Annotated in this window: 26 protein-coding genes and 1 tRNA gene; 6 read left to right on the top strand and 21 right to left on the bottom strand. The window is 59.9% G+C overall.

Annotated features, from left to right (window positions below; translation table 11 throughout):
* Positions 1-58: 58 nt before the first annotated feature.
* Positions 59-424: a DUF2946 family protein gene (locus AC1Q64_RS17080; protein ID WP_492252146.1), complete on the bottom strand. Its 366-nt coding sequence runs from the start codon at positions 422-424 to the stop codon at positions 59-61.
* Positions 425-546: 122 nt separating this feature from the next.
* On the opposite strand from AC1Q64_RS17080, the gene AC1Q64_RS17075 reads away from it, so the two are divergent.
* The 5 genes from AC1Q64_RS17075 to AC1Q64_RS17055 all read left to right on the top strand — a co-directional run bounded on the left by AC1Q64_RS17075 (position 547) and on the right by AC1Q64_RS17055 (position 3182).
* Positions 547-1194, top strand: coding sequence for a glutathione S-transferase (locus AC1Q64_RS17075; RefSeq protein WP_492252145.1), 648 nt, complete (start codon positions 547-549; stop codon positions 1192-1194).
* Positions 1195-1315: 121 nt separating this feature from the next.
* Positions 1316-1687, top strand: coding sequence for a TraR/DksA family transcriptional regulator (locus AC1Q64_RS17070; protein ID WP_291432916.1), 372 nt, complete (start codon positions 1316-1318; stop codon positions 1685-1687).
* Between the two features lie 65 nt (positions 1688-1752).
* Positions 1753-2127 (top strand): hypothetical protein, encoded by a 375-nt coding sequence (locus tag AC1Q64_RS17065; protein WP_492252144.1) that lies wholly within the window; start codon positions 1753-1755, stop codon positions 2125-2127.
* A 51-nt stretch (positions 2128-2178) separates the two neighbouring features.
* Entirely contained in the window at positions 2179-2592 is a 414-nt protein-coding gene (locus AC1Q64_RS17060) for a VOC family protein (RefSeq protein WP_291432913.1), read from the top strand.
* Positions 2589-3182, top strand: coding sequence for a MarC family protein (locus tag AC1Q64_RS17055; protein ID WP_291432911.1), 594 nt, complete (start codon positions 2589-2591; stop codon positions 3180-3182). The genes AC1Q64_RS17060 and AC1Q64_RS17055 overlap by 4 nt, the downstream gene beginning before the upstream one ends.
* Before the next feature lie 84 nt (positions 3183-3266).
* Here AC1Q64_RS17055 and AC1Q64_RS17050 read toward each other — a convergent pair whose 3' ends face one another.
* Positions 3267-3815 carry an Rrf2 family transcriptional regulator gene (locus AC1Q64_RS17050; protein WP_291432909.1) on the bottom strand — a complete coding sequence of 183 codons (549 nt, stop codon included), beginning with the start codon at positions 3813-3815 and terminating at the stop codon, positions 3267-3269.
* A 150-nt stretch (positions 3816-3965) separates the two neighbouring features.
* Between AC1Q64_RS17050 and nhaR the strand changes: the two genes are divergently transcribed.
* A complete protein-coding gene (gene nhaR, locus AC1Q64_RS17045) occupies positions 3966-4862 on the top strand; it encodes a transcriptional activator NhaR (protein ID WP_492252143.1) in 897 nt (298 codons plus the stop codon).
* A 150-nt stretch (positions 4863-5012) separates the two neighbouring features.
* Here nhaR and AC1Q64_RS17040 read toward each other — a convergent pair.
* From AC1Q64_RS17040 to AC1Q64_RS16950, 19 genes are all read right to left on the bottom strand, one after another.
* A tRNA-Met gene (locus AC1Q64_RS17040) sits at positions 5013-5089 on the bottom strand.
* A gap of 22 nt (positions 5090-5111) precedes the next feature.
* The gene (gene rplQ, locus AC1Q64_RS17035) at positions 5112-5504 is read right to left on the bottom strand and encodes a 50S ribosomal protein L17 (protein WP_291432905.1); all 393 of its coding nucleotides are present in this window, start codon (positions 5502-5504) and stop codon (positions 5112-5114) included.
* 154 nt (positions 5505-5658) lie between these two features.
* Positions 5659-6651, bottom strand: coding sequence for a DNA-directed RNA polymerase subunit alpha (locus tag AC1Q64_RS17030; protein ID WP_005793666.1), 993 nt, complete (start codon positions 6649-6651; stop codon positions 5659-5661).
* A gap of 113 nt (positions 6652-6764) precedes the next feature.
* Positions 6765-7388, bottom strand: a complete 624-nt coding sequence (gene rpsD, locus AC1Q64_RS17025) for a 30S ribosomal protein S4 (RefSeq protein ID WP_010466299.1) — start codon at positions 7386-7388, stop codon at positions 6765-6767.
* A gap of 90 nt (positions 7389-7478) precedes the next feature.
* Entirely contained in the window at positions 7479-7883 is a 405-nt protein-coding gene (gene rpsK, locus AC1Q64_RS17020; RefSeq protein ID WP_005793662.1) for a 30S ribosomal protein S11, read from the bottom strand.
* 16 nt (positions 7884-7899) lie between these two features.
* Entirely contained in the window at positions 7900-8265 is a 366-nt protein-coding gene (gene rpsM, locus AC1Q64_RS17015; protein WP_008906516.1) for a 30S ribosomal protein S13, read from the bottom strand.
* A gap of 23 nt (positions 8266-8288) precedes the next feature.
* Entirely contained in the window at positions 8289-8402 is a 114-nt protein-coding gene (gene rpmJ / locus AC1Q64_RS17010) for a 50S ribosomal protein L36 (RefSeq protein WP_005793651.1), read from the bottom strand.
* A gap of 137 nt (positions 8403-8539) precedes the next feature.
* A complete protein-coding gene (gene secY / locus AC1Q64_RS17005; protein ID WP_291432892.1) occupies positions 8540-9859 on the bottom strand; it encodes a preprotein translocase subunit SecY in 1320 nt (439 codons plus the stop codon).
* A gap of 24 nt (positions 9860-9883) precedes the next feature.
* Entirely contained in the window at positions 9884-10315 is a 432-nt protein-coding gene (gene rplO / locus AC1Q64_RS17000) for a 50S ribosomal protein L15 (RefSeq protein ID WP_015016013.1), read from the bottom strand.
* A 10-nt stretch (positions 10316-10325) separates the two neighbouring features.
* Positions 10326-10508 carry a 50S ribosomal protein L30 gene (gene rpmD, locus AC1Q64_RS16995; RefSeq protein WP_005793644.1) on the bottom strand — a complete coding sequence of 61 codons (183 nt, stop codon included), beginning with the start codon at positions 10506-10508 and terminating at the stop codon, positions 10326-10328.
* A gap of 14 nt (positions 10509-10522) precedes the next feature.
* Positions 10523-11041, bottom strand: coding sequence for a 30S ribosomal protein S5 (rpsE, locus tag AC1Q64_RS16990; RefSeq protein ID WP_015016014.1), 519 nt, complete (start codon positions 11039-11041; stop codon positions 10523-10525).
* A 17-nt stretch (positions 11042-11058) separates the two neighbouring features.
* A complete protein-coding gene (gene rplR / locus AC1Q64_RS16985) occupies positions 11059-11424 on the bottom strand; it encodes a 50S ribosomal protein L18 (protein WP_005793639.1) in 366 nt (121 codons plus the stop codon).
* Between the two features lie 11 nt (positions 11425-11435).
* The gene (gene rplF, locus AC1Q64_RS16980; RefSeq protein WP_056065384.1) at positions 11436-11969 is read right to left on the bottom strand and encodes a 50S ribosomal protein L6; all 534 of its coding nucleotides are present in this window, start codon (positions 11967-11969) and stop codon (positions 11436-11438) included.
* A 25-nt stretch (positions 11970-11994) separates the two neighbouring features.
* Positions 11995-12390 (bottom strand): 30S ribosomal protein S8, encoded by a 396-nt coding sequence (gene rpsH / locus AC1Q64_RS16975; protein ID WP_291432885.1) that lies wholly within the window; start codon positions 12388-12390, stop codon positions 11995-11997.
* 20 nt (positions 12391-12410) lie between these two features.
* Complete coding sequence (gene rpsN, locus AC1Q64_RS16970; RefSeq protein WP_015016017.1) at positions 12411-12716, bottom strand: 30S ribosomal protein S14; 306 nt, start codon at positions 12714-12716, stop codon at positions 12411-12413.
* A gap of 8 nt (positions 12717-12724) precedes the next feature.
* Complete coding sequence (rplE, locus tag AC1Q64_RS16965; RefSeq protein WP_005793632.1) at positions 12725-13264, bottom strand: 50S ribosomal protein L5; 540 nt, start codon at positions 13262-13264, stop codon at positions 12725-12727.
* 9 nt (positions 13265-13273) lie between these two features.
* Positions 13274-13594, bottom strand: a complete 321-nt coding sequence (gene rplX / locus AC1Q64_RS16960; protein WP_008906524.1) for a 50S ribosomal protein L24 — start codon at positions 13592-13594, stop codon at positions 13274-13276.
* Between the two features lie 9 nt (positions 13595-13603).
* On the bottom strand, positions 13604-13972 hold the full coding sequence (rplN, locus tag AC1Q64_RS16955; RefSeq protein WP_007861702.1) for a 50S ribosomal protein L14: 369 nt from the start codon (positions 13970-13972) through the stop codon (positions 13604-13606).
* 194 nt (positions 13973-14166) lie between these two features.
* Positions 14167-15759, bottom strand: coding sequence for a glycerol-3-phosphate dehydrogenase/oxidase (locus AC1Q64_RS16950; protein WP_291432844.1), 1593 nt, complete (start codon positions 15757-15759; stop codon positions 14167-14169).
* Between the last annotated feature and the right edge of the window lie 179 nt (positions 15760-15938).

The following is a 15938-nucleotide window of genomic DNA, read 5'->3' as shown; positions in this document are numbered from 1 at the left end:
AAATAGGCCGCTAGCGCAGATAAATCATGCGCCAGAAGCTATCGAATCAATAGCAATTTCAGGAGATAACTGGAGGTCCGCGCGGCGGCAGCGGCGCGGCAGTGCGCGCAGCAATGTGCGCGGCAGGAATGGGGCGCAGGGCATGCGCAAGGGGGTGCGCCACAGGCAGCTGGGCCTGCGACACGGGAGGCGGAGCGCCGACATGCGCGCACAGGGGGCAGTCCAGCGTGTGGCTGGACATCTCCTTGGCACCGTCATCGGTCTTGACCAGCAACTTGATGGCGCCCGAACCCGAACAGATCAGCTCCATCGCCTGCGGATTGACCAGCGGCGACGCTACCGCCACGCCAATCGACAACACAAACCACGCCAGCACAAGGCGGGCGAGCCAGCGAAGGCTGCGAATGGTTTGCAGGGAGGGCATGGGTGCGAATTGTAGGGTGCCTGGGTTCGCAGTCCTTGACCGGGGTCATCTGCGCGACGGACTGCGCCCCCGCCCCCACCTAGGATGCGTGCTGCATTCACCACCACAACGGAGACAACACCATGCTCACACTCTGCGGCTTTTCGGCCAGCAACTACTACAACAAGGTCAAGCTTGCCTTGCTCGAAAAGGGCCTGCCCTTCACCGAAGAACTGGCCTGGGTGGGAGAGACCGACCGCAGCGCCAGCCCGCTGGGCAAGGTGCCCTACCTGCGCACACCCGAGGGGCCGCTGTGCGAATCGGCCGTGATGGCCGACTACATCGAGGCAGCCCACCCGCAGCCAGCGCTGATCCCTGCCAACCCCTACCAGGCCGCCAAGGTGCGCGAGCTGATCACCTTTCTGGAGTTGCATCTGGAGCTGGTGGCACGCAACCTGTATCCCCAGGCTTTCTTTGGCGGAACCGTGAGCGACACAGCCAAGGAGAAGGTGGGAGCGCAGCTTGAGAAAAACATTGCCGCCTTCGGCGAGCTGGCCAAGTTCAGCCCCTACGTGGGCGGCGACGCCTTCACCCTGGCCGACTGCGCTGCCATCGTGCACCTGCCGCTGGTCAGCTCGGCCACCAAAATCATCTATGGCCGCGACTATCTGGCCGACCTGCCGGTGCGCGAATACCTGGCCCGCATGGCCGAGCGCCCCCACGTGCAGCGTGTGAACGCTGACCGCAAGACCAACACCGCCGAGATGCTGGCGCGGCCGCCCAAGCGCTGAGTCCGCCCAGCGGTGAAAACAGGGAGGTGGGCACGGAGCGCCATCCCTTGACCTTGGTCAACGCAGGGCATGGCGCACAGGCGCACCATGCAGGTATCCGATCACCCAGAGGAGACCCCGCATGGACAAGACCCAAGCCGCACCGTTCCTCCAGCAATTGCTGGCCCAGCAATCCGAGCTGCTGGCCCAGTTGGCCGCACAGCGCGGCGGTGTCATCGGCCGCGCAGAGGCCGCTGCCGACCATTTCGGACAACCCGAAGACCCCCGCGCCCAGGTCGCCACCGAGCGCGAGCTGGAATTTGCCCTCGACGAACGCGAAACCGCGCATCTGGCAGCTGTCGAGGCTGCCCTGGCCCGCATTGAAGCAGGCACCTATGGCGAGTGCACGGACTGCGGTACCCACATCACGGCCGCCCGCCTGCACGCTACGCCCGAGGCGGCACGCTGCGTGCACTGCCAGGAAAAGGCCGAACAACACCGCCGAGCTGCGTGAGCAGAGTTCGCGCATACAGGCCATTTCCTTTCCCGTTTTTGCCACCACTTCAAGAAAGCCGACCCATGAGCACTTTTCACGCCGTTGTCTGGATGGACCAGTCCGAAGCCCATGTGGTGATGTTCGACCGCGAACACGCCGAAGCCCAGCGCATCAAGTCCCGCAGCCACCACAAGCACCAGGGCAAGGCTGACGACCTCACGCCGTTTTTTGCCGATGTGGCCCATGCACTCACCCACACCCGCGAGGTGCTGCTGGCAGGCCCAGGCCTGGTGCGCAACCAGTTCCGCGACTGGGCGACCAAGCACCATGCGGCAGTGGCCGATGTGGTGGTGGACTCGGTGGCCGCCGACCACCCGACCGACGCCCAGCTGGTGGCCATGGCGCGCCAGTATTTCAAGAAGTTTGACAACATGGCCGCCGATCCGTCTGTCGCCTGACAGGTTCAGCGCTGCGACCGGAACGCAGCCCCGGCTGCTATCCTTTGCAGGATGCGCAGCCTCTTTCACCTCGCTTTTCACGTCACCGACCTGGACGCCGCCCGCCGCTTTTACGGCGGTGTGCTCGGATGCCAGGAGGGCCGCAGCACCGACACCTGGGTGGACTTCGATTTTTTTGGTCACCAGATCTCGTTGCACCTGGGCATCCCGTTTGCCAGCGCCCGCACCGGGCATGTGGGCGACCATCTGGTGCCCATGCCGCACTTCGGCGCCATCCTGGAGCTGACCGACTGGCATGCACTGGCCGCACGGCTCAAGGCCGCCGGCACCGCCTTTGTGCTGGAACCCCAGGTGCGTTTTGAGGGCCAGCCCGGCGAACAGTGGACGATGTTCTTCCACGACCCCAGCGGCAACCCGATCGAGATCAAGGGCTTTCGCTCGCTGGACGCGGTGTACGCAGCGTGAGCTACACCTTCGCGTCAGCCACCATCCTGCTCCTGCTGATCACCGATCCGCTGGGCAACATCCCCATCTTTGCCAACGCGCTGCGCGGCGTGGCGCCCGAGCGCCGGGCGCGGGTGATCCTGCGGGAGGTGCTGATTGCGTTTGCGCTGCTGCTGGTGTTCCTGTTTTTTGGCGCTGAGTTTCTGCGGGTAATGAACCTGAGCGATCTGTCGCTGCAGATTGCGGGCGCGGTGGTGCTGTTCCTGATCGCACTGCGCATGATCTTTCCGTCGGCGGACGGACCGCAAACAGAGCTGCCAGGCGAGCCGTTGATCGTTCCTCTCGCCATCCCTGCCCTGGCAGGCCCGTCGGCACTGGCCACGGTCATGCTGTTGGTGGCCCAGGCGCCGGAACGCCGGTGGGAATGGGTGGCCGCGCTGTGCGTCACCATGGCTGTGTGTGCCGTGGTGCTGCTACTGGCCGAACGCATCCAGCGCCTGGTGGGCGAACGCGTGGTGATGGCGTTTGAGCGCCTGATGGGCCTGATCCTGGTAGCTATCTCGGTGGAGATGCTGATCCGGGGGATCAAGCAGCTGGCCCACCAGCTGTAGCCACCGCCTGGGGCACCGCGCCAGGGCGATCGTGTGCATGGCGCCGCTGACAGCGCTCCGCACCACCATATCGCGACATCCGCTTCAGCGGCGCTGAAGGATCGGCACGGTCCCCAGAGCAAACACCGAGTTGGGCACGTTGACCCGCGCCATCAACGGGCGGGGCTTGTGCGCCAGGGGCAACTTGGTGCGCGCAGCGGGGGTCTTCTCCTCCACGACAGCACCCTGCTCCAGCGCCTGGGTGACCAGGTCCTGCAGCGTCACCGACTGCAGGTATTCCATCACCCGGGAATTGAAGCTGGTCCACAGTTCACCGGTCATGGATTTGACCTGGGCGGCCTGGCTGGGCCCCAGGTTCTGCAGCTCGTCGGTCTTGAGGTTCTCCACCGCCAAGATGATTTCAGCCACCGATACCTGCTCCGCGCGCCGCGCCAGCGTGTAGCCGCCACCGGGCCCCCGGGTGCTGTCCACCAAGCCGGCGCGGCGCAGTGCGCTGAACAGCTGCTCAAGGTAAGACAGAGAAATCCCCTGCCGTGTGCTGATGGTGGACAAGGGCACCGGCCGCATCTTCTGGCGCAGTGCCAGGTCGGTCATGGCGGACACCGCCAGCTGTCCTCGGGTCGTGATACGCATCGTTGCTACTCCTTGTGAACACAGGCAGCTCCAGACCGCGGCGCAGATCGCCACGGAAGCTGCCAAACGTCAATGTAGAGAGTTTTATACTTCGCGTATATTCGTTTTATTGAGTTTTATTCTTCGAATTACACGAAGTGTTGGGACGGTATGAACTTCAAGCACCTGCGCTATTTCTGGACGGTGGCCAAGGCAGGCGGTGTGATGCGCGCCGGTGAGCAGCTCAACACCACCCCGCAAACGCTGTCCGGCCAGATCAAGCAGTTGGAAGAATGGCTGGGCCACGACCTGTTCCGCAAAAGGGGGCGCGGCCTGGAGCTGACGAGCGAGGGACGGGTGGCCCTGGGGTATGCCGAGCAGATCTTTGCGCTGGGTGACGAACTGGAAAAATCGATCCGGCTGTCGCGCGGACAGGAGAAGCCACTGGAGTTCCGGGTGGGCGTGGCCGACTCGATCGCCAAGTCGGTGGCCTACCACCTGCTGGAGCCTGCGCTGGGTATGCCCCAGCGCGTGCACATGACCTGCCACGAAGGCAAGTTTCCAGAATTGATTGCGCAGCTGAGCCTGCACAAGCTGGACCTGGTGCTGGCAGACGAGCCAGTGTCCAAGAAAATCGGCGTCAAAGCGTTCAACCACCCCCTGGGCACCAGCAGCATGAGTTTTCTGTGCGCCCCGGCTTTGCGGGCGCAGCTGGGTGGGCCCTTCCCAGAATGCCTGCACGGTGCGCCCATGCTCATCCAGGGCCCTATGTCGTCCGTACGCCAGCAACTCGACCACTGGCTGAACAAGCACCACCTGCAACCCCGTCTGGTCGGTGAATTTGACGACAGCGCACTGATGAATGCTTTTGGCCGGGAAGGCCGGGGTATCTTCACATCCCCCTCCGTGCTGGATGAGGAGACCACTGCTCAGTTTGGGGTAGAGGTTATTGGCCGCTCCTCAGACTTGGTGGAGGAGTTTTTCGCGATCTCCATCGAAAGGCGCATCACACACCCTTGTGTGGTGGCCATCACCAAGGCCGCCAAGGCGGATCTGTTTGGACGGTGAGCCTGTCGAGGCCCGACACCACCTTCCACAGGACAAAACAATTGTCGCCGGACAGGTCTGCTCGTCCACCCACTGACCGTGGACCAAGAGCACAAACAAAAACGCCCACTAAAAAGTGGGCGTTTTGCTTTAGCAGTATTTGCTATGTTTTGGTTGCGCGAGAAGGATTTGAACCTCCGACCTTTGGGTTATGAGCCCAACGAGCTACCAGACTGCTCCATCGCGCGGTAAGAAATAAATTATACCCTATTATTCAGCTGCTGCCGAATTATTTTCAGTTTCTGCAGCACGATCGACCAATTCGACCAGGGCCATAGGCGCATTGTCGCCCACGCGGAAGCCCATCTTCAGAATACGGGTGTAGCCGCCAGGACGCACCTTGAAACGCGGGCCCAGGTCGTTGAACAGCTTGGTCACGCTGTCACGGTCACGCAGACGGTTGAATGCCAAGCGACGGTTGGCGAGAGAATCTTCCTTGGCCAGGGTGATCATGGGCTCGATCACGCGGCGCAGTTCCTTTGCCTTGGGAACAGTGGTCTTGATGACTTCGTGCTCGATGAGCGAGTTCATCATGTTCTGCAGCATCGCGAGGCGGTGCGAGCTGGTGCGGTTGAGTTTGCGAAGGCCGTGTCCGTGGCGCATGGTGCTTTCTTTCTACTGTCTATGTAATTAAATCAGGCAGCCGTATCAGGTACTGCCCGAGGCACTGTTCCCCGCAGGGAACGAAAAGTCCCCCTTGCGGGGGACATCAAACCGGGCGCCCAAACTTCGGGCAGCCTTCGATTATAGCTTTGGCTTAACGCTTGTCCAGACCTGCTGGCGGCCAGTTCTCAAGCTTCATGCCCAAGGTGAGACCACGCGATGCCAGCACTTCCTTGATTTCGTTGAGCGACTTGCGACCGAGGTTAGGCGTCTTGAGCAGTTCGTTCTCGGTGCGCTGAATCAGATCACCGATGTAGTAGATGTTCTCCGCCTTCAGGCAGTTGGCAGAACGCACGGTCAGTTCCAGCTCGTCCACAGGACGCAGCAAGATCGGATCGAACGTCGCATTGCCACGTGGGCCTGCGGGTGCGTCGAAAGCAGCCAGTTCGCCGCCTTCCAGCTGTGCGAATACCGCCAGCTGTTCCACCAGGATCTTGGCCGATGCGCGCACGGCATCTTCGGCAGTGATCGCACCGTTGGTCTCGATCTCGACAACCAACTTGTCCAGGTCGGTACGCTGCTCGACACGAGCGCTTTCCACCGTGTAGCTCACGCGCTTCACTGGCGAGAACGATGCATCCAGCACAATGCGCCCAATCGACTTGGTCGATTCGTCAGCATAGCGACGCAGATTGCCCGGCACATAGCCACGGCCCTTCTCGACCTTGATCTGCATGTCCAGCTTCCCGCCAGCAGACAGGTTGGCGATCACGTGATCAGGGTTGACGATTTCCACGTCGTGAGGGGTCTGGATGTCACGGGCAGTGACCACACCTTCGCCATCCTTGCGCAGACTCAACGTCACTTCGTCACGGTTGTGGAGCTTGAACACCACACCCTTGAGGTTCAACAGGATGTTGACCACGTCCTCTTGAACGCCGTCAATGGACGAATACTCGTGCAGCACTCCTGCAATCGTGACTTCCGTCGCTGCGTAACCCACCATGGACGAGAGCAGGACGCGCCGAATGGCGTTGCCCAGCGTGTGGCCGTACCCACGCTCGAACGGCTCCAGTGCGACCTTGGCACGGTTGTGGCCAAGCTGCTCGACATTGATCGCCTTGGGTTTCAGCAAATTGGTTTGCATTCAGACTTCCTCTCAATACCCCCAGCTCGTTACACCGGTAAGGCTGGTGAAGCGCCTAAACCGCGATGCCTCGCGGTTTAGGGACGGTTTTCTTGAATTACGTACTCGACCGATTAGCGCGAGTACAACTCAACGATCAGCGATTCGTTGATGTCGGCGCCAAATTCATCGCGGTCCGGCACCTTCTTGAAGATGCCTTCTGCCTTCTCGGCATTCACTTCCACCCAGGCGGGCATGCCCACTTGGGCCGCCAGTTGCAGGGCTTCCACCACGCGGTTTTGCTTCTTGGACTTTTCGCGCACAGCCACCACATCACCCGTTTTCACGAGGTACGAAGCGATATTCACGGACTTGCCGTTCACGGTGATCGCCTTGTGCGACACCAGCTGACGCGCTTCAGCGCGAGTGGAGCCGAAACCCATACGGTACACGACGTTGTCGAGACGGGATTCCAGCAGGAACAGCAGGTTGGCACCAGTGTTACCCTTCTTGCCGTCGGCGGCTTCGAAGTAACGGCGGAACTGCTTTTCCAGCACGCCATACATGCGCTTGACCTTCTGCTTTTCACGCAGTTGCAGACCGTAGTCAGAGGTGCGGGCACCCGAAGTGCGGCCGTGCTGACCAGGCTTGGAGTCGAACTTGGACTTGTCGGCAATCGAACGACGTGCGCTCTTCAGGAACAGGTCGGTGCCTTCACGGCGGGAGAGTTTGGCCTTGGGGCCGAGGTAACGTGCCACTTGAGCTTCCTTTGTGTCATCTACCGCAAACCATTGCGGGAGCCGCCTGAGGCGCTTGCGCGTTCACAGGCGGCGGTGGGCTTAGAGAGATTAGATACGACGGCGCTTTTGAGGGCGGCAGCCGTTGTGTGGCACCGGGGTCACATCGGAGATCGATGTGATACGGATGCCCAGTGCGCCCAATGCGCGCACCGAAGACTCACGACCAGGACCTGGGCCCTTGATTTCGACGTCCAGGTTCTTGATACCTTGATCGATGGCAGCGCGACCAGCCACTTCCGAAGCCACCTGGGCTGCGAATGGGGTGGACTTGCGCGAACCCTTGAAACCTTGGCCACCGGACGAAGCCCACGACAGGGCGTTGCCCTGACGGTCGGTGATCGTGATGATGGTGTTGTTGAACGAGGCGTGCACGTGTGCAATGCCGTCCGAAACATTCTTCCGGACCTTCTTGCGAACGCGCTGAGCTGCGTTATTGGCAGGAGACTTAGCCATGATGATCTTTCAATCTTTATTTCTTCAGTGCAGCTGCACCCTTGCGCGGACCCTTGCGAGTGCGAGCATTGGTACGGGTGCGCTGACCACGCATTGGCAGACCGCGGCGATGGCGGAAGCCACGATAGCAGCCGATGTCCATCAAACGCTTGATGTTCATCGTGGTTTCGCGGCGCAGGTCACCTTCAATGGTGAACTGCTCGATTTGCTCGCGAATTTTTTCTAGATCGCCGTCCGTCAGATCCTTGATCTTCTTGGAGTAAGCGATACCAGTTGCTTCGCAGATCTTGCGAGCGCGGGTGCGACCAATGCCAAAAATGGCGGTCAAACCGATTTCCGCGTGCTTGTGCGGCGGAATGTTAATGCCAGCGATACGTGCCATATGCGTCCTCTAATACTTTCCAATCAACCTTGGCGCTGCTTGTGACGCAGATCCGTGCAGATCACGCGCACCACACCCTTGCGGCGGATGATCTTGCAGTTGCGGCAGATTTTTTTGACCGAAGCCGAAACTCTCATTGCATTCTCCTAAAACTTTTCCATCCGTCCCGGCTGCTTCGCACGGAACACAATTTGTGCCCGCGAAAAATCGTGGGGCGCCAACTCAATCGATATCCAACTCTTTGCGGGCAGCGCTGGGCGCTACCCTCGTGCTGTCAACCGCCTGTACTGCCTTTGAAGTTAGCCTTCTTGAGCAGCGATTCGTACTGTTGCGACATCATGTAGTTCTGGACCTGGGCCATGAAGTCCATGGTCACCACCACAATAATCAGCAGCGAAGTTCCACCAAAGTAAAACGGTACGTTGTACTTCAGGATCAGAAACTCCGGCAACAGACACACGAAAGTGATGTACACAGCACCGGCCAAGGTCAGGCGAACCAAGATCTTGTCGATGTAGCGGGCCGTTTGTTCACCGGGACGAATGCCTGGGATGAACGCACCGCTCTTCTTCAGGTTATCTGCTGTCTCGCGACTGTTGAACACCAACGCCGTGTAGAAAAAGCAGAAGAAAATGATCGCAGCAGCATAGAACATCACGTAGATTGGCTGACCTGGAGTCAGTGCACCCGAGATGTCCTTGAGCCAACGCATCGATTCACCAGCACTGAACCAGTTCACCACCGTCGCAGGCAGCAAGATGATCGACGACGCGAAGATCGGAGGAATCACACCGGCCATGTTCAGTTTCAAGGGCAAGTGCGACGATTGACCGCCATACACCTTGTTGCCGACTTGTCGCCGTGCATAGTTCACCAGAATCTTGCGCTGACCACGCTCTACGAACACCACGAAGTAAGTCACCAGACCCACCACGATAACGATGAAGATGGCTGCCAGGATGCTCATGGCGCCGGTACGAACCAACTCCAGAAGACCACCGATCGAACTGGGTAACCCGGCAGCGATACCACCGAAGATCAGGATCGAAATCCCGTTGCCCAGGCCACGCTCAGTGATCTGCTCACCCAACCACATCAGAAACATGGTTCCTGCCGTCAAACTGACCACTGCAGTCAGGCGGAAGCCAAAGCCGGGGCTCAGAACCAAGCCAGCAGAGCTTTCGAGAGCAACAGCAATACCCAGAGACTGAAACAGCGCCAGGCCCAAGGTCCCGTAACGGGTGTATTGCGTGATCTTTCTGCGACCTGCTTCGCCTTCCTTCTTCAACTGCTCAAAGGCCGGCAGCACGTATGTCATCAACTGCATGATGATCGATGCAGAGATGTACGGCATGATCCCCAGAGCGAACACCGTGAAACGCGACAGCGCACCGCCCGAGAACATGTTGAACAGGTTCAGGATGCCGCCCTGCTGGCCACTGAACAGCTGCTGAAGTTGGGCTGGATCGATACCTGGCACAGGGATATGAGCCCCGATGCGGTATACGACCAGCGCTAACAACAGAAAAACCAGACGACGACGCAGGTCGCCGAATTTTCCGGTCTTTGCAATTTGAGCCGCGCTAGTAGCCACAGATGCCTTCCTTCAGTGCCACACTCAGGCGACGCTGCCGCCAGCAGCTTCGATGGCTGCCTTGGCACCAGCCGTAGCGCCCACGCCAGACAGCTTGACTGCCTTGGTCAGGGAACCGCTCTTGATGACCTTGACCACCTTGGCCAGTTCGCCCACCAGACCAGCTTGCTTCAGTGCCAGCACATCCACTTCGGCCAGGCCCAGTTGGTCCAGCGCCGTCAGCGTAACTTCTGCATTGAACTTGAGCAGGTGCGACTTGAAGCCGCGCTTGGGCAAGCGACGTTGCAGAGGCATTTGACCGCCTTCGAAGCCCACCTTGTGGTAGCCACCAGAGCGGGACTTTTGGCCCTTGTGACCACGGCCAGCGGTCTTGCCCAGACCGGAGCCGATACCACGGCCTACGCGGCGCTTGGCATGCTTGGCGCCGTCTGCGGGCTTGATGCTATTGAGTTCCATGATCTATCTCTCAGACGATTTTGACCAGGTAGCTGATCTTGTTAATCATGCCGCGAACTTCGGGCGAATCCTTCAATTCGCTGACGCTGTTCAGCTTGCGCAGACCCAGGCCACGAACGGTGGCGCGGTGCGATTCCTTGGTGCCAATCGGGCTGCGCACCAGTTGAATCTTGACTGTTTGTTGCGTTGTCATATTCAGGCTCCGGTTCAGGCGAAGATGTCTTCGACTGTCTTGCCGCGCTTGGCTGCCACGTTCGACGGAGTCGTCGAGTTGACGAGCGCGTCAAAGGTAGCACGGACCATGTTGTAGGGATTCGACGAGCCGTGGCTCTTGGCCACGATGTCGGTCACACCCAGCACTTCAAAGACAGCGCGCATTGGGCCGCCAGCGATGATACCGGTACCCTTGGGAGCGGGAGCCATCATCACTACTGCCGCGCCATGGTGGCCGGTAACGTTGTGATAAATGGTGCCGTTCTTCAGGGACACCTTGACCATGTTGCGGCGGGCTTCTTCCATCGCCTTCTGCACGGCAGCAGGCACTTCCTTGGACTTGCCCTTACCCATGCCCACGCGGCCGTCACCGTCGCCAACCACAGTCAGTGCGGCGAAACCGAGGATACGGCCACCCTTCACGACTTTGGTCACGCGGTTGACCGCGATCATTTTTTCGCGCAGACCGTCGTCACGACCTTCGTCTTGCACTTTGGGTTGAAATTTAGCCATTTTTTATTCCGCTCCGCTTAGAACTGCAGGCCGGCTTCACGGGCTGCGTCGGCCAGGGCCTTGACGCGACCGTGGTAGGCAAAGCCTGCGCGATCAAATGCAACCTTCTCGACACCCGCAGCTTTCGCCTTCTCAGCGATACGCTTGCCGATGATCTGGGCTGCAGCGGCATTGCCACCCTTGCCCGAACCGCCGAGCGACTTGCGCACATCGGCTTCTGCCGTCGAAGCGCTTGCCAGCACCTTGCTGCCGTCGCCGGAAATCACACTGGCGTAGATATGGAGGTTCGTACGGTTCACGGTGAGACGAGCCACGCCTTGCTGTGCAATGCGGATGCGGGTCTGGCGCGAACGACGAAGACGCTGCTCTTTCTTGGTCAACATGTTGCAGCTCCTTATTTCTTCTTGGTCTCTTTGATCGTGATCTTTTCGTCCGCGTAGCGGATGCCCTTGCCCTTGTAGGGCTCGGGTGGACGAACAGCACGGATCTCAGCGGCGATCTGACCGACGCGTTGACGATCAGCACCCTTGATCACCACTTCAGTGGGGGTAGGGGTGGCAACCGTGATACCAGCGGGCATCTCGATGTTGACCGGGTGCGAATAGCCGACGGCCAGGTTCAGCTTGGAACCGGCTGCAGCAGCCTTGTAACCCACGCCTACCAAGCTCAGCTTCTTTTCGAAGCCCTTGCTGACGCCGACCACCATGTTGTTGACCAACTGGCGAATCGTGCCGCTCATGGCATTGGCTTCGCGGGAATCATTGGCAGGCTCAAAGCTGAGCTTGCCTTCATTGCTCGACACCTTCACCAGCGCGTTTTGCGCCAGCGACAGCGTGCCGCCAGAGCCCTTCACGGAGATCTGGTCACTCTTCACGGACACATCCACACCTGCGGGGATGGTCACGGGCATTTTTCCTACTCGGGACATTTCAGTTTCTCCTCAATGCCGCGGGTTAGGCCACGTAGCAGAGCACTTCGCCACCGACACCGGTAGCGCGCGCCTTGCGATCAGTCATCACACCCTTGGGAGTTGTGACAATTGCCACACCCAGACCGTTCATGACTTGTGGAATGGAATCACGGCCTTTGTAGACACGCAGACCAGGGCGGCTGACGCGCTCGATGCGTTCAATCACTGGACGGCCTGCGTAATACTTCAGGGCAATTTCGAGTTCGGACTTGCCAGCTTCGGTCTTGACCTGGAAGCCGTCGATGTAACCTTCGTCCTTCAGCACCTGGGCGATGGCAATCTTCACTTTGGAAGAAGGCACCTGAACCGTGGCCTTGGAGACCATCTGTGCATTACGGATGCGGGTCAGCAAGTCAGCGATGGGATCACTCATGCTCATGTTTAATCTCTCCTGCCTGCTTACCAGCTGGCCTTGGTGACACCAGGGATGTCGCCATTGAAAGCCAGTTCGCGGATCTTGGCGCGAGCCAGACCGAATTGACGGAAGGTGCCACGTGGACGACCGGTGATTTCGCAACGGTTGCGCTGACGTGTGGGGTTGGCGTTACGCGGGAGCTTTTGCAGGCCCAGGCGGGCTGCATCACGCTCTTCGTCGCTGCGCTTGGCATCGCCAGCGATTGCCTTCAGTTCCGCATACTTGGTTGCGTACTTGGCTGCCAGTTTTTCGCGCTTCAGTTCGCGCTGGATCAAAGCTACTTTAGCCATGCTTCGCCTCAGTTCTTGAACGGGAAACGGAAACCAGCGAGAAGCGCCTTGGCTTCTTCGTCGGACTTGGCCGTCGTGGTGATGCTGATATTGAGACCGCGCAGGGCGTCAACCTTGTCGTACTCAATTTCAGGGAAGATGATCTGTTCTTTGACGCCGATGTTGTAGTTGCCACGGCCATCGAAGGCGCGACCGGAGATACCACGGAAGTCACGAACGCGAGGCAGCGCCACGGTCACGAAACGATCCAGGAACTCATACATCTGCACGCCACGCAGCGTGACCATGCAACCGATGGCTTGACCTTCGCGGATCTTGAAACCGGCGATAGCCTTCTTGGCCTTGGTCACCACAGGCTTCTGACCAGCAATCTTGGTCAGGTCGGCCACGGCGTTGTCCATCACCTTCTTGTCCGAGACTGCTTCGCTCACGCCCATGTTCAGGGTGATCTTGGTCAGACGGGGAACCTGCATCGGCGAGGTGTAACCGAACTGCTTGGTCAGCTCGGGTGCGATCTTGTCGCGGTAAATTTCTTGGAGTCGTGCCATGTTTACCCCTTAGGCCGCCTTGATTTCAGCGCCGCTGGACTTGAACACACGAACGCGTGTGCCGTCAGCCTGCACCTTGATGCCCACGCGATCAGCCTTGCCGGTAGCAGCATTGAAGATGGCCACATTGGACTGGTGAATCGGCATGGCCTTTTCGATGATGCCGCCGGTCGTACCCTTCATCGGGTTCGGCTTGGCATGCTTCTTGACCAAATTGATACCGTCGATGACGAGGTGGGAGTCATCTTTGCGCAGCGACACAGTGCCGCGCTTGCCCTTGTCACGGCCGGTCAGCACGATGACTTCGTCGCCCTTGCGAATCTTGTTCATGGCGCGTCCTTAGAGAACTTCAGGAGCCAAGGACACGATCTTCATGAACTTTTCGGTACGCAGTTCACGCGTCACGGGTCCAAAGATGCGGGTGCCGATAGGCTCCAACTTTGCATTCAGCAACACTGCGGCGTTGCCATCGAATTTGACGAGCGAACCATCGCCGCGACGAATACCCTTCGCCGTGCGAACCACCACTGCACTGTAAACCTCGCCTTTTTTGACGCGGCCACGTGGAGCGGCTTCTTTGATGCTCACCTTGATGATGTCGCCAACGCTTGCATAGCGACGCTTCGAGCCACCCAGCACCTTGATGCAAAGGACGGACTTGGCGCCGGTATTGTCGGCAACCTCTAACCGAGATTCTGTCTGGATCATTTCAATATTCCCAACTTGCACCAGAAGACAACAGCCCCAGAGAACTTCTCGAGGGCTGAAGATCAGCCAGTCAGTCTTGGGCCCGTCGTCCGCACCGCAAACCATTTGCAGCACTTCCCGCTGGGCAGAAACTTCACGTAGGAAACGCGAAGCCCTCGATTATTGCAAAAGACTTTTGGGAAGTCAAGCGAGTGTTATGCAGGCACATGCAGATATTGTTGCGCCAGGGCCAGAAAGGCCTCCAATTGCGGGTCGGCGCCCAGTTCCTCGCGCAGGATGCCCGCGACAACCGGCGCCAGGTCTATGGCTTTGCGGGCATCCAGGAACAGCAGGCGCGAACGCCGCGCCAGCACATCTTCCACCGTGCAGGCATATTCATAGCGGGCCGCAAAGCGCACCATAGCCTCCGTCAAGCCGCCGCCCAGATCGGCCTGCGCACCCGGCATTCCCAACACTGCGGCCGCTTCACTGCCGTAAGAGTGCAGGCCCTGGGCATCGCTGATGCGGTGCTGCACGGGCTCTCCGGGGGTTCCCACCAGGGGCAGATGGTTGGTCACACCGGCCGGCTTTTCCGGCAGCAGGCCCGTGGTGAAGCATTTTTGCAACACATCTTCCGCCATTGCCCGGTAAGTGGTCCATTTTCCACCGGTCACGGTGATCAGGCCACTGCGGCTGGCCAGTACGGTGTGCTCCCGACTGATCTTCTTGGTGTTGTCACCATCGTCGTCCTGCGGCTTGACCAGCGGACGCAAGCCCACCCAGATACTGCGAATGTCCTCGACACGGGGCGCACGGGTTAGATAGCGCGCAGACTCCTCCAGAATGAACCGCACCTCCTCCTGGAAGGGTTCAGGTTCACGCACCACGTCCTGGCGCGGGCTGTCGGTGGTCCCCAAAATGAGTTTGCCGAGCCATGGCACGGCAAACAACACGCGGCCATCGGCAGTCTTGGGCACCATCAGCGCGTGGTCAGACGGCAGGAACTCCCGGTCCACCACAATGTGCACCCCCTGGCTGGGTGCCACCATGGGCTTGACGGGCCGCCCGATGGCTTCACCGTCCATCTGGCGCAGCGTGTCCACCCACACACCCGTGGCGTTGACCACCGACCGGGCGCGCACCGTGAACTGCTGGCCACTGTCCGTGTCCTCGCAGACAAAACCCACGACCTTGCCCGCCTCGTGGACCAGCGACCGTGCGGGACAGTAATTGACAACCAACGCCCCCAGGCTCGCAGCCGTACGCGCCAGCGCCAAGGCCAAGCGAGCGTCATCAAACTGGCCGTCCCAATACTTGACACCACCCTTGAGACCCTCGGTACGGGCTGTCGGAAGGCATTGCAGGGTTCGAGCGCGCCCCAGAAACTCGGTAGCGCCCAGACCGGCCTTGCCAGCAAGAGCGTCGTACATCATGAGACCGATGCCATAGAACGGCGTTTCCCAGAAACGGTACGACGGCATCACAAAAGGCAGCGGTTGCGCCAGATGGGGCGCGTTGTGCAGCAGCGTTGTGCGCTCATGCAGCGCCTCGCGCACCAGCGCAATATTGCCCTGCGCCAAGTAACGAACACCGCCATGCACCAGCTTGGTGGCGCGGGACGAAGTCCCTTTGGCGAAGTCGTGCGAATCCACCAGGACCACGCTGAAACCACGCGCGGCAGCATCCAGAGCTACCCCCAGACCCGTCGCGCCGCCGCCGATCACGGCGAGGTCATAGTGGTGCGGCTGGGCGAGGCGGGCCAGGAGGTCGGCGCGCCGTGTGGGAAGGGGAGCGGTGGCAATGGTCATGGGGTGATTGTCCATGGGCGGAGTAAAAACCAAGGGTTTACCCTTGAATTCCTGACACTCCCGGGGTGAAAACCCGCCCCGCAGCCGCACAGGGGCCGAGGGCGGTATGGAGCAAAAAAGGCAGCCAGAGACCTTTTGGGCCCTGGCTGCCGATCAATGTTGATTACAACAACACCTTG

It is taken from the genome of Acidovorax sp. GW835-FHT14G06, from assembly GCF_058793595.1.
This window is presented reverse-complemented; position numbering and strand designations above follow the sequence as displayed.